Source organism: Enterococcus sp. M-BR2 (genome assembly GCF_056612775.1).
The window spans coordinates 1,512,501-1,524,919 of record NZ_CM152743.1 but is presented as its reverse complement, the minus strand read 5'-3'; the positions used below and the strand labels follow the sequence as shown (position 1 = coordinate 1,524,919).

Here is a 12,419-nt window from a genome sequence, read left to right as displayed (position 1 = left end):
CTCTTGTATTTATTTTACCATAGAAAAAAAAGTTAGTTACAGCCTTTTTGTCATATGCTAAAGTAAAACAAGAAAAAACAAAGGCAGGGAAGGTTAATTGGTTAATACAAATCTTGATGCAGTAGATAAAGAAAAATGGATGCGCCTTGCATTGGCAGAAGCAAAAAAAGCAGAAGTGCTCCATGAAGTTCCGATTGGAGCAGTGGTTGTATTAGAGGGAGAAGTGATTGGAAAAGGATATAACCTTAGAGAAACGACACAAGATGCTACTACACATGCAGAAATGTTTGCAATCAAGGAAGCCTGTGAAAAAGTTGGAAGTTGGCGCTTAGAAAATGCGTCGCTTTTTGTTACCTTGGAACCTTGCCCTATGTGCAGTGGCGCGATGATTTTGTCTCGTGTAGCAGAAGTTTATTTCGGTGCATATGACCCGAAAGGCGGAACAGCCGGCACTTTGATGAATCTTTTGGAAGACGAACGATTCAACCATCAAGCGTATGTAGAAGGTGGCATTTTAGAAGACGAATGCGGAAGGGTTTTGACTGACTTTTTCCGAAAGCTACGTCAGCGAAAAAAGAAATTAAAAAAAGACTGGTCAACGAATGAAAAATAAGGTATACTATTCTTTGCCGAAAGGCTAGGACAATGGTGGGCTTGTGAAGCGTGTCAGGTCTGGAAGGAAGCAGCACTAAGCAGGTTCCGCCATGTGTCTGATTATAATGAAACGACGACAGACTTTCGGGTCTGTTTTTTTTATTTCTAGAAATAATTAGGCTGTAAAACTGAATAGTTTTTCGTTCTTTTAGCCAGACTATTTTATCGAATATTATACTTATGTAATTTGCTTCGAGACAGGAAAAGCTCTGAAATGGAGCTTGTTTCAATGGAAGAAAAAGCTGCCTGTGGTATGATGAAGATAAAGAGAGGCGAGAGGACACATGGAAAAAATAGTGATTTTACATACGAATGATCTGCATTCACATTTAGAAAATTGGCCAAGGATCAGAAGATTCTTAGATCAGCGTAAACGAGAAAACGAAAAGAAAGAAAATACGACAACGATTGCAGTCGATCTAGGTGATTTTGTGGATCGTTGGCATCCATTATCAGAGGCAACGAATGGACAGGCGAATATCTTGCTGATGAATGAAGTTGGTTATGATGCAGCGACGATAGGAAACAATGAAGGCGTAGGAAATTCCAAAGAAGATCTAAACCACTTATATGATCATGCTGAGTTTGATATCATCCTTGATAACTTGTTTGATAAAAATACGTTGCAGCCACCGATATGGACGAAACCGTATAAAATCATTACAACGAAACACCAGACAAAAATTGGCTTGATTGCATTTACTGCCCCGTTCCCGCTTACGTATAATCCAAATGGCTGGGACATACGCAATCCATATGATATTTTGCCGGAATTAGTCGAAGATTTACGTCCACAAGTGGATGTTTTAGTTTTGATGAGTCATCTCGGGATTCAAGATGATTTACAAATTGCAAAAGAAATACCAGCAATTGATGTTATTTTAGGTTCGCACACCCATCATTTATTCAGAGAAGGTCATGTAGTCAACGATGTCCAAATAGCAGCAGCTGGCAAATACGGTCAATATGTAGGAGAAGTCCATTTAACCATCGATGAAGAAAAAAAAATCCTTAAGCATTCGGCCAAAGCCATCCCTACAGAAACAATGACAGCTTTTACAGAAGATGAACAAGAGGTAAACGGTTACTTAGAACAGGGGCATGAGCTGCTAAAAGAAAAAGAAGTAGCGGATTTGCCGTTTTCTTTAAGCCTAGATATCTTCAGTGAGCATTCGTTTATCCAAGTAGCCCTTGAGGCGGTAAAAGAACGAGGAAAGACGGACGCCGCAATATTAAACAGTGGTCTGTTTTTAACTGAAATTCCAAAAGGTCGGGTCAACCAGGATCAGCTTCACACGGCATTGCCGCATCCAATGCACTTGCTGAATGTCACATTGGGTGGAAATGATCTGATTCGTTTAGTTTTAGAAATAGAAAAAAATCGTCAGTTTTTACGTAACTATCCGATGAAGGGAATGGGATTTCGCGGCAAGATTTTTGGACAGATGGTCTATAATGGAATCATGTATGACTCCGTTAACCATCAAGTTTTTTGGAAGAATAAGCCAGTCGATCTGACTAAAAATTATACTTTTACTACCGTCGATCATCTAATGTTTGTCCCATTTTTTCCAACGATCGAAATTGTTGGAAAAAATGAATTTTTGTTTCCTGAATTTATCCGAAGCGTGGTAGGAGATTACTTGAAAGCTCACTACCCAATCAAATAAAAACAAGGTATAATAAAAAAGATAGGTGGTGAACGCATGTCTGCAAAACAAAATGAACAGCAGAACGTTGAGCATAAAACAGAAATTGCTAAGAAAAAATCATCAGCTGAACAGGAAACAACAGTCACAGAAGAATTGACAGCTGCTTTGGAAGAAATCGTCGAGGAGCCGAAAGCAGAAAAAGTCAAAGGTGAAGTAGTGACGCTGTTAGATGACAGTAATTTTTTGGTAGGCGAAAGACATTATCGGCTTGTGTCCGATTATCGTGAAGGATTTAATGCAGAAAAACTGGGAGAACGATACAGTGATGTACTAGCCCGATATGATTATATCGTAGGAGATTGGGGTTATGAACAACTACGTTTAAAAGGATTCTTCCGAGCGGATAATCGACGGGCGCATCCGGATCAGCGAATTGATTCATTGGAAGACTATCTTTACGAATATTGCAATTTTGGTTGTGCGTATTTTGTCATCGAAAGAATCGGCGGTAAAAAAGAAAAGACAACTCAGCGCCGAAAAAAGAAAAAAAACCATAATCGTGCGTATATCGATGAGAAAAAAGGACCAGTCACATCTAATCGTAAAAAACCGGTTATTAAAAATCGAAAAACAGAGTCAGCAAAAACCTCTGAAAAAGTAAAAAAACAAGAACAATCTAATCAAGTGGAAAAAACAAAAACAGCATTTACGATAAGAAAAAGGGAAGAGTAGTGGATGAATGGACTATAAAGGATATTTAATTGATTTAGACGGGACGATTTATCGCGGGACGGAACCTATACCGGCAGGGAAACGGTTTGTGGAAGAATTACAAAAAAGGAAATTGCCTTTCTTATTTGTTACGAATAACACGACTAAGTCGCCAGAAACAGTGGCTAATCGTCTAGCAGATGAGTTTGACATTCATGTAGCACCAGAAACAGTTTATACAGCTACTTTGGCTACAATTGATTTCATGAAAGCAGATGGAAAAGGAAAAAAAGTGTATGTTATCGGAGAAGCCGGATTAATTGACTTGATTTTAGCTGCCGGATTTACATGGGAAGAAGAGGTTCCTGACTATGTAGTAGTAGGGCTAGATAATTATTTGACCTATGAAAAGGTCGTCAAAGCAACTCTTGCTATTCAAAAAGGGGCTACTTTCATTGGAACGAATCCGGATAAGAATATCCCTACAGAACGTGGTCTTCTTCCTGGAGCTGGGTCAGTCATCTCTTTCGTCGAGACAGCAACCCAAACTCCACCAATTTATATCGGAAAACCAGAAGCAATCATTATGGATAAAGCCGTTGAAGTATTAGGTCTGCAAAAAGAAGAAGTAATCATGGTTGGAGATAACTATGAAACAGATATCCAAGCAGGGATACGTAATAATATCGATACTTTGCTCGTTTTATCAGGTTTCACAAAAGAAGAAGATGTACCTGGGCTGCCTATCCCAGCTACCTTTGTGAAACGATCATTGGATGAATGGAGCTTCTAATATGAAAAATTCGAGATGGCGGTGGTTGGAATATGCCGGATTATTCAGCCTGTTTCTGACACTGATCAGTTTGGCAGTTGGAGTGACGATCAATTTTCGACCGCTGTATGTATTTGATATCGGACATTTGCATATTTTGGATTATACTTCTTTAGACCAAGAGACATTACTGAAAAATTTTGATCACCTGATGAATTATCTTAATAATCCCTTCCAAACAGTCCTCAGTTTGCCGGACTTTCCAGTTTCTGCTAGCGGAGCTCATCATTTTTATGAAGTGAAAATTTTGTTTTTAGTGGATTATGCTGTATTTTTCATCACTCTGATCCCAAGTATTTTGTTTATCAGATATTTGCAAAAGAATGATCGTCTTTGGCGATTGATTCGTCCGTTTCAGATTGGCATGTTGCTGCCAGTCATTTTTGGTTTTTTCATGATGATTGGATTTGATCGCTTTTTTATCCTTTTTCATGAAACGTTTTTCAACAACGATGACTGGTTATTCGATCCTGTAACTGATCCAATCATCAATGTACTTCCAGAAGAATTTTTCATGCATAGCTTTATCTTGTTCTTTGTAGTATTAGAAGTATTTTTTGCTATTTTTCTTTTCTTAGGGAAAAATAGTTTGAAACAAACAAAAAAGAAAGAACTCGTCTAAATAGACGTTTTCTTTCTTTTTTTGATTTATTGAGTAAGTCGACTTCTTTTTTCTGGTTCTTTGTGTGCTAATCGACTGGCAGCAGCAGCAGCGATTGCTCCGACGATATCATCTAAGAAGGTATGGACATGAACGCCATCGTGGCTGTTTAGTTCTTTTAAAATACCCGGTTTCACTTTATCGATATAGCCATAGTTCGTAAAGCCAATCGTACCGTAAACATTCACGATTGATAAAGCTAAGATCTCATCGATACCGTAAAGACCTTCGTCATCTTCGATAATGTGTTGCAACGGATCCATCAATCTTTTCTTTTCTGCTAATATATCTAATTGGATTCCGGTGATAATGGCGTTATGTACTTCACGTTTTGTTAATACGCTGTTGACACTTTCAGTACAATCTGCCAAAGTCAAATCAGAAATATAGTCTTTTTGTAAAAACATGACAAGTTGTGCGATATCTTCTACAGTTACGCCACGTTCTTTCAATAGTTCTCTTGCCTTTTCTTCTAAAGTCTCAGTTTTGACGACCATATTATTGCTCCCCCTTTATTTTTTCTTTCTCTATTTCATGTTAACGGAACATGAAAAAAATGCAAGAAACTGCTTTTGGATCTCGCTTGAAATACAGAGGAATCTAAAAAATCAACTAGGCCGAAGATTTTTATCATATAAGCTTGTGCTGTGACCAGGCTGAGTCCGTTCTTTTGGATTAATGTAGTGTAAAGCATTGTTCACTGCGGTAGGTGCTTCACCGAGCCCAGTAGCAATCAGTTTCACTTTTCCTTCATAGATACAGATATCACCAGCTGCATAAACACCTGGAATAGAAGTAGACATATCTGATTTTACAGTGATGGCATTTCTAGTACTATCAAGTCCCCAAGAAGAGAGATGTTCTAAATTAGAAGTGAATCCATAATTGACGATCAGAGCATCAATCATCAAATCAATTGTTTCATCGCTCTTCACTTTTTTTAAGCGGATGTCTGACAGTTCTCCAGCGTTGCCAGACAATCCATCGATTAGATATGGAGTAAGCAAGTTGACAGTTGAAGACTTCAAACGCGATACGCTATGTTCATGCGCACGGAATTCCGGACGACGATGGATCAGGTAAACTTCGCTTGCAATAGGCTCCAACATCAATGCCCAATCGATAGCAGAATCGCCGCCTCCAGCAATAGCAACTTTTTTTCCGGCATATTTCATCAAATCATTTACGAAATAATCCAATCCGTGGTTTTCGAATGCTTCAGCATTATCTAAATTCAATTTTCTCGGCTGGAATGAACCATTCCCTAAAGTTAAAATGACTGCTTTAGAATAATGTATGCCTTTATTTGTAGTGATCTCGATAACTTCGTCTTCACGAGTAAGCGAGAGAACTTCTTCTTTTAAATGAAATGTATGATTAAAAGTAGTTAACTGTTTTTCTAATTGATCGATTAATTCACTTGCTTTGATTGCTGGATAACCTGGGATATCGTAAATATATTTTTCAGGATATAATGTTGCTAATTGACCACCAAGTTGAGGTAGACTGTCAATGATTTTTGTTTTAGCTTGGCGCATTCCTGCATAAAAAGCGGCAAACATCCCTACAGGACCTGCACCGATAATTGTAATGTCATAGATTTCCATAAAAAATTCCTCCCTTTTCACACTATAGCAGAATTTAATTGAGAATGCTTCTCAAAAATATTTGAAGTTGAAATGGTCAGTCATAGAATTTATTCATGGAATGCAGGCAGTGATGAAAAAATAAAGAAAAACAAATCTGGTATTTTTACGGAAGGTTAGGTATTATGTTATTATTATTTATGAAGTATGCAAATAATAGGAGGAAACAATATGGGATTCCCACAACTAGATTTAAAAAGTGAAAAAGGACCAAAAGCTGTTATCAAAACAAACCGTGGTGACATTACTGTCCAATTATTCCCTGAACTAGCACCGAAGACGGTTCAAAATTTCATTGAACTTTCCAAAAAAGGTTATTATGATGGCGTGATTTTTCACCGTGTTATTCCTGATTTCATGATTCAAGGCGGCGATCCAACTGGAACAGGAATGGGTGGAGAAAGTATTTATGGAGAAAGTTTTGAAGATGAATTCAGTCGTGAACTGTTCAACCTTCGCGGAGCTTTATCTATGGCAAATTCAGGTCCAAACACAAACGGAAGCCAATTCTTTATTGTAAATAACACAAATGTGCCAGCTAATATGCTTGGACAATTGGAAGGTGCTGGATTCCCATCAGAAATCATTGAAGCGTATAAAGGTGGCGGAACCCCTTGGTTAGATTTCCGACATACAGTCTTTGGACATGTACTGGAAGGAATGGATACAGTAGATGAAATTGCAAATGTGCAACGTGGTCCGCAAGACCGCCCTGTACATGACATAGTGATTGAAACAATCGAAATTTCAGAATAGTTTGGTATGATACGGAGTGTTTATAGAAAAGGACGAAACCTAGTAAGGTCTCGTCCTTTTACTTTGATAACTGATTTATTCGGTTGTTTCTAAAGCGTGCTTGATTCGATGAAGTCCTTCTAGTAAAGTTTCTTCTGGACAAGCAATATTCAAGCGCATATGTCCATGACCGGAAGGACCAAATGTGATACCAGGATTTAATACGACTTTTCCTTTTCTCACTAGAGTATTCTCTAATTTCTGGTCGTCTGAAATATAAGCGGTAAAATCCAACCACATTAAATAAGTTCCTTCAGGGCTCATTATTCTCACTTTCGGAAGATGCTGTTCAAAAAACTGATTAACTGTTTGAACATTTTTTTCTAGGTAAGGAATCAGTTGGTTTAACCATTCTCCACCGGTCTCATAAGCCGCTTGAGTCCCAATCAAACCAAAAGTGTTGATTTCGTGCTGTTGATTCATCACTAGATGTTTTTCAAATTTAGCTTCCAGCTCTGGATTTTTGATAAATACCATTGAATTTTTGATTGCAGCTAAATTGAAAGTCTTTGTTGCAGAAGTAAAGGCAATGAGCAAATCGTCCAAATCGGGATTAATCGTCAGCATGGAAGTAAATGTATGATCGAATAAAGTCAAATCTTGATGGATTTCGTCACTAAACAGAAACACTCGATGTTTTAAACACAATTCGCTTAATTGTTTCAATTCTTCTTTGCTCCAAACGCGACCTCCTGGATTATGAGGGTTGCACAAGATCATTGCTTTTACATTGTTTTCTTCTATTTTTTTCTCCATGTTAGAAAAGTCCATGACAAAATGATTATTTTTTTCTAGCAAAGAGCTTCGAACAATGTGACGTTGATTTGTTTCTATAATAGAGGAAAATGGAGGATAAACTGGGTCATGAATCAAAATAGAATCGCCTGGTTTTGTAAAAGTTTGTACTGCTGCAGCTAAACTAGTCAACACACCACTTGTAAAAACAATATTTTCTTTCGTCAACTCAACAGCATGGCGTTGACGTTCCCAATGAATGATAGCCTGATAGAGTTTATCAGATAGAGTGGCATAACCAAAGATTCCGTGTTTGATGTATTCACTAAACGCATTAGCTACCCCCTCGGGAGATAAGAAATCCATATCTGCTACCCACAAAGGAAGTAAATCATCCATTTGATATGTCTCGGCAATCGCGTCCCATTTTACACTTTCTGTATCTTTTCTTGAAATCTTTTTATCAAATTCGATCATCTCAATACCTCCAGTCATTTTCGTCGCTTCTTTTTTTGCGCTATTTACAGTATAATGATAAATGCGAAGAGAGGGAATTAGATGACTTATAAAATTGGACAAATAATTGAAGGAAAAGTAACAGGGATACAGCCTTATGGGGCATTCGTCTCTCTTGATAATGAGACGCAAGGACTTATTCATGTTTCGGAAGTACAATCCGGTTATACGAAAAATATCCATTCATTGTTAAAAGTCGGGCAGCCAGTAACCGTTCAGATCATCGACATTGATGAATATTCCAAAAAAATCAGTTTATCTTTAAGAACATTAGAAAAAACAAATCCAGCTGTTCCTTATCGTAGAAAAAGATATTTCACGAATAAAAATCGTAAAATCGGTTTTGCCACTATTGCGGAGCAGTTACCTATTTGGATAGAAGAAGCGTTATCTGAATTAGAACGGAAAGAAAATAAGAAATAAAAAGTGTGTATTTTTTCTGAAAATGTGCTAGAATTTTTATGTAAGCCATAGAACAAGGTGATCGAGGTGGAAATTTTGGCAAGCAAAAGAGTTGCTGGTACAATTATGTTGCATTTGGAGGATGGTTCTAAAAAATTTTTGGTCCATTCAATTGATGACAAGTTGGAATTTGCGTTAGCGGAACTTTCTGAAGGGAAGACTGGTTTAGCGAATATACTTAATTTCTTAAAAGAAATAGTTCATATCGATGTTAGCAAGATTAGTTTGATGGAATTGACAAATACACATATTAATCAGGAAAATGTTCCGTTGTTTGTCTTTGAGACTGAACAAAAGAATCAAAGAGAAGAATTAGGCGAAGGATATATTTGGGAAGAACCAGGTCAAATGCGCTCTGTTCTTGGAACTTACGAAGTAGAGGGAGTGCCTTTCTTCTAAAATACAGATTAAGCGAGCAAAGAAGTTTGAATTTTTTTCAAACTTCTTTTTTTTATTGTTTGATCCAAAAAAGACAATGAAATGTTCTGCTATAGATAATTTTTTAGTGCATTTTGTTTTCAAAATATGTAGAAAACGGTTGTATAACGAATAATAATAATTGATCGAAAAATCATTTCACAAAGTAATGCTTAATTTATAGTTGACCAAGGAAGAAATACATGATAAATTTAACAGCGTTGATTCCGAAGTGGACGTTATATCACGTTTCTGAAAAAACTTAAAAAATAGTTATTGACATGTTTATGATGACATGATAAGATAACTGAGTCGTTAAAAAAGAACAGCTTGCGAAGCTTGATTCTATCGAAAAAAACTTCAAAAAAGTTCTTGACAAATAACAAACGACAAGTTATGATAAATGAGTTGCTGAAAGATTTCGAAAAACGAAATCGAAAAAACTTTTAAAAAAGAGTTGACAATCACTTGTCACTCTGATATGATATAAAAGTTGCTACGGCAGCCAAAACAAATCGGAAAAACATTTCCGATGAAGTAGACCTTTGAAAACTGAACAAAGTAAGACAAACCAAATGTGTAGGGCGTCTTGATTCAATTCAAGACAACAAACATTTTTAACAAGCAAGCAATATGCTAGCAAACAAATTGAGCTTAACAATCGTAAGATTGTTCGAACTTTTTATGAGAGTTTGATCCTGGCTCAGGACGAACGCTGGCGGCGTGCCTAATACATGCAAGTCGTACGCTTCTTTTTCCACCGGAGCTTGCTCCACCGGAAAAAGAAGAGTGGCGAACGGGTGAGTAACACGTGGGTAACCTGCCCATCAGAAGGGGATAACACTTGGAAACAGGTGCTAATACCGTATAACAATCGAAACCGCATGGTTTTGATTTGAAAGGCGCTTTCGGGTGTCGCTGATGGATGGACCCGCGGTGCATTAGCTAGTTGGTGAGGTAATGGCTCACCAAGGCCACGATGCATAGCCGACCTGAGAGGGTGATCGGCCACATTGGGACTGAGACACGGCCCAAACTCCTACGGGAGGCAGCAGTAGGGAATCTTCGGCAATGGACGAAAGTCTGACCGAGCAACGCCGCGTGAGTGAAGAAGGTTTTCGGATCGTAAAACTCTGTTGTTAGAGAAGAACAAGGATGAGAGTAACTGTTCATCCCTTGACGGTATCTAACCAGAAAGCCACGGCTAACTACGTGCCAGCAGCCGCGGTAATACGTAGGTGGCAAGCGTTGTCCGGATTTATTGGGCGTAAAGCGAGCGCAGGCGGTTTCTTAAGTCTGATGTGAAAGCCCCCGGCTCAACCGGGGAGGGTCATTGGAAACTGGGAGACTTGAGTGCAGAAGAGGAGAGTGGAATTCCATGTGTAGCGGTGAAATGCGTAGATATATGGAGGAACACCAGTGGCGAAGGCGGCTCTCTGGTCTGTAACTGACGCTGAGGCTCGAAAGCGTGGGGAGCAAACAGGATTAGATACCCTGGTAGTCCACGCCGTAAACGATGAGTGCTAAGTGTTGGAGGGTTTCCGCCCTTCAGTGCTGCAGCTAACGCATTAAGCACTCCGCCTGGGGAGTACGACCGCAAGGTTGAAACTCAAAGGAATTGACGGGGGCCCGCACAAGCGGTGGAGCATGTGGTTTAATTCGAAGCAACGCGAAGAACCTTACCAGGTCTTGACATCCTTTGACCACTCTAGAGATAGAGCTTCCCCTTCGGGGGCAAAGTGACAGGTGGTGCATGGTTGTCGTCAGCTCGTGTCGTGAGATGTTGGGTTAAGTCCCGCAACGAGCGCAACCCTTATTGTTAGTTGCCATCATTCAGTTGGGCACTCTAGCAAGACTGCCGGTGACAAACCGGAGGAAGGTGGGGATGACGTCAAATCATCATGCCCCTTATGACCTGGGCTACACACGTGCTACAATGGGAAGTACAACGAGTTGCGAAGTCGCGAGGCTAAGCTAATCTCTTAAAGCTTCTCTCAGTTCGGATTGCAGGCTGCAACTCGCCTGCATGAAGCCGGAATCGCTAGTAATCGCGGATCAGCACGCCGCGGTGAATACGTTCCCGGGCCTTGTACACACCGCCCGTCACACCACGAGAGTTTGTAACACCCGAAGTCGGTGAGGTAACCTTTTGGAGCCAGCCGCCTAAGGTGGGATAGATGATTGGGGTGAAGTCGTAACAAGGTAGCCGTATCGGAAGGTGCGGCTGGATCACCTCCTTTCTAAGGAACATTACGGAGACTACACAATTTGTTTTTACTTTGTTCAGTTTTGAGAGGTTTACTCTCAAACACTTTTGTTCATTGAAAACTGGATATTTGAAGTAAATGTAAGTAATACAAACCGAGAACACCGCGTTGAATTTGAAAGCTAAACAAATTGTTTAGCCTGAAGCAAAATAGGCGGACGACCATGAAATCTTTGATTTTATGAGACGATCGATCTTTTTGCCGCACAGGCTGATTTGTGAGCTGGATAGAGTTTTTTAATAAGTTCAATTGCTTATTTTCTTGATCTAACTTCTATCGCTAGAAGAAGGATCAAAACCCAACCGAAAGGTTGATAAGGTTAAGTGAATAAGGGCGCACGGTGGATGCCTTGGCACTAGGAGCCGATGAAGGACGGGACTAACACCGATATGCTTTGGGGAGCTGTACGTAAGCTATGATCCAGAGATTTCCGAATGGGGGAACCCAACATCTTTAATAGGATGTTACGATTGTGTGAATACATAGCACATTCGAGGTAGACGCAGAGAACTGAAACATCTAAGTACCTGCAGGAAGAGAAAGAAAATTCGATTCCCTGAGTAGCGGCGAGCGAAACGGGAAAAGCCCAAACCAACAAGCTTGCTTGTTGGGGTTGTAGGACTCCAATATGGTCGTTCTTTCAGATAGTCGAATGACTTGGAAAAGTCAGTCAAAGAGGGTAAAAACCCCGTAGACGAAATGTGGAAGACACCTAGGAGGATCCTGAGTACGGCGGAACACGAGAAATTCCGTCGGAATCCGGGAGGACCATCTCCCAAGGCTAAATACTCCCTAGTGACCGATAGTGAACCAGTACCGTGAGGGAAAGGTGAAAAGCACCCCGGAAGGGGAGTGAAATAGAACCTGAAACCGTGTGCCTACAACAAGTCAAAGCCCGTTAATGGGTGATGGCGTGCCTTTTGTAGAATGAACCGGCGAGTTACGATTGCATGCGAGGTTAAGTTGAAGAGACGGAGCCGCAGCGAAAGCGAGTCTGAATAGGGCGTTTGAGTATGTAGTCGTAGACCCGAAACCATGTGATCTACCCATGTCCAGGTTGAAGGTGCGGTA

The 12,419-nt window shown here is 39.7% G+C and carries 11 protein-coding genes, 2 rRNA genes and 1 other RNA gene (1 of these 14 only partly in view); 11 read left to right on the top strand and 3 right to left on the bottom strand.

The features are described from left to right. Nucleotides 1–97 precede the first annotated feature (97 nt). From tadA to AC1F25_RS07445, 6 genes are all read left to right on the top strand, one after another. Nucleotides 98–613 carry a tRNA adenosine(34) deaminase TadA gene (gene tadA / locus AC1F25_RS07470; RefSeq protein WP_002344017.1) on the top strand — a complete coding sequence of 172 codons (516 nt, stop codon included), beginning with the start codon at nt 98–100 and terminating at the stop codon, nt 611–613. A 21-nt stretch (nt 614–634) separates the two neighbouring features. After that, an RNA gene (gene ffs, locus AC1F25_RS07465) (signal recognition particle sRNA small type) lies at nt 635–721 on the top strand. A gap of 217 nt (nt 722–938) precedes the next feature. Continuing rightward, a complete protein-coding gene (locus AC1F25_RS07460; protein ID WP_047927849.1) occupies nt 939–2,324 on the top strand; it encodes a bifunctional metallophosphatase/5'-nucleotidase in 1,386 nt (461 codons plus the stop codon). A gap of 36 nt (nt 2,325–2,360) precedes the next feature. Beyond that, the gene (locus AC1F25_RS07455) at nt 2,361–3,038 is read left to right on the top strand and encodes a YutD family protein (RefSeq protein ID WP_002310188.1); all 678 of its coding nucleotides are present in this window, start codon (nt 2,361–2,363) and stop codon (nt 3,036–3,038) included. A gap of 7 nt (nt 3,039–3,045) precedes the next feature. Further along, complete coding sequence (locus AC1F25_RS07450; RefSeq protein ID WP_002310189.1) at nt 3,046–3,810, top strand: TIGR01457 family HAD-type hydrolase; 765 nt, start codon at nt 3,046–3,048, stop codon at nt 3,808–3,810. Nucleotide 3,811: 1 nt separating this feature from the next. Beyond that, on the top strand, nt 3,812–4,471 hold the full coding sequence (locus AC1F25_RS07445; protein WP_002310190.1) for a TIGR01906 family membrane protein: 660 nt from the start codon (nt 3,812–3,814) through the stop codon (nt 4,469–4,471). Between the two features lie 26 nt (nt 4,472–4,497). On the opposite strand, the gene AC1F25_RS07440 is transcribed toward AC1F25_RS07445, so the two are convergent. Then, on the bottom strand, nt 4,498–5,007 hold the full coding sequence (locus AC1F25_RS07440; protein WP_002290997.1) for a phosphatidylglycerophosphatase A family protein: 510 nt from the start codon (nt 5,005–5,007) through the stop codon (nt 4,498–4,500). Nucleotides 5,008–5,118: 111 nt separating this feature from the next. Then, nucleotides 5,119–6,117, bottom strand: a complete 999-nt coding sequence (locus AC1F25_RS07435; protein WP_479994005.1) for an NAD(P)/FAD-dependent oxidoreductase — start codon at nt 6,115–6,117, stop codon at nt 5,119–5,121. Nucleotides 6,118–6,327: 210 nt separating this feature from the next. Between AC1F25_RS07435 and AC1F25_RS07430 the strand changes: the two genes are divergently transcribed. Then, nucleotides 6,328–6,912, top strand: coding sequence for a peptidylprolyl isomerase (locus tag AC1F25_RS07430; protein WP_002310193.1), 585 nt, complete (start codon nt 6,328–6,330; stop codon nt 6,910–6,912). 75 nt (nt 6,913–6,987) lie between these two features. On the opposite strand, the gene AC1F25_RS07425 is transcribed toward AC1F25_RS07430, so the two are convergent. Next, nucleotides 6,988–8,181, bottom strand: coding sequence for a MalY/PatB family protein (locus AC1F25_RS07425; protein ID WP_479994004.1), 1,194 nt, complete (start codon nt 8,179–8,181; stop codon nt 6,988–6,990). Nucleotides 8,182–8,244: 63 nt separating this feature from the next. Between AC1F25_RS07425 and AC1F25_RS07420 the strand changes: the two genes are divergently transcribed. From AC1F25_RS07420 to AC1F25_RS07405, 4 genes are all read left to right on the top strand, one after another. Then, on the top strand, nt 8,245–8,625 hold the full coding sequence (locus AC1F25_RS07420) for a CvfD/Ygs/GSP13 family RNA-binding post-transcriptional regulator (protein ID WP_002290989.1): 381 nt from the start codon (nt 8,245–8,247) through the stop codon (nt 8,623–8,625). A gap of 75 nt (nt 8,626–8,700) precedes the next feature. Then, a complete protein-coding gene (locus tag AC1F25_RS07415; RefSeq protein WP_002310196.1) occupies nt 8,701–9,063 on the top strand; it encodes a hypothetical protein in 363 nt (120 codons plus the stop codon). Nucleotides 9,064–9,761: 698 nt separating this feature from the next. Further along, nucleotides 9,762–11,321 (top strand): 16S ribosomal RNA (locus tag AC1F25_RS07410). A 344-nt stretch (nt 11,322–11,665) separates the two neighbouring features. Further along, nucleotides 11,666–12,419 (top strand): 23S ribosomal RNA (locus tag AC1F25_RS07405); it runs 2,161 nt beyond the window's last position. Together the 16S and 23S rRNA genes form the textbook arrangement of a ribosomal RNA operon.

What these genes read in the sequence shown, in the direction of transcription:
- AC1F25_RS07425 (WP_479994004.1), bottom strand. Translation starts at nt 8,181, where the DNA reads ATGACTGGAGGTATTGAGATGATCGAATTTGATAAAAAGATTTCAAGA.
- AC1F25_RS07435 (WP_479994005.1), bottom strand. Translation starts at nt 6,117, where the DNA reads ATGGAAATCTATGACATTACAATTATCGGTGCAGGTCCTGTAGGGATG.
- AC1F25_RS07455 (WP_002310188.1), top strand. Translation starts at nt 2,361, where the DNA reads ATGTCTGCAAAACAAAATGAACAGCAGAACGTTGAGCATAAAACAGAA.
- AC1F25_RS07445 (WP_002310190.1), top strand. Translation starts at nt 3,812, where the DNA reads ATGAAAAATTCGAGATGGCGGTGGTTGGAATATGCCGGATTATTCAGC.
- AC1F25_RS07420 (WP_002290989.1), top strand. Translation starts at nt 8,245, where the DNA reads ATGACTTATAAAATTGGACAAATAATTGAAGGAAAAGTAACAGGGATA.
- AC1F25_RS07440 (WP_002290997.1), bottom strand. Translation starts at nt 5,007, where the DNA reads ATGGTCGTCAAAACTGAGACTTTAGAAGAAAAGGCAAGAGAACTATTG.
- AC1F25_RS07450 (WP_002310189.1), top strand. Translation starts at nt 3,046, where the DNA reads ATGGACTATAAAGGATATTTAATTGATTTAGACGGGACGATTTATCGC.
- AC1F25_RS07460 (WP_047927849.1), top strand. Translation starts at nt 939, where the DNA reads ATGGAAAAAATAGTGATTTTACATACGAATGATCTGCATTCACATTTA.
- AC1F25_RS07430 (WP_002310193.1), top strand. Translation starts at nt 6,328, where the DNA reads ATGGGATTCCCACAACTAGATTTAAAAAGTGAAAAAGGACCAAAAGCT.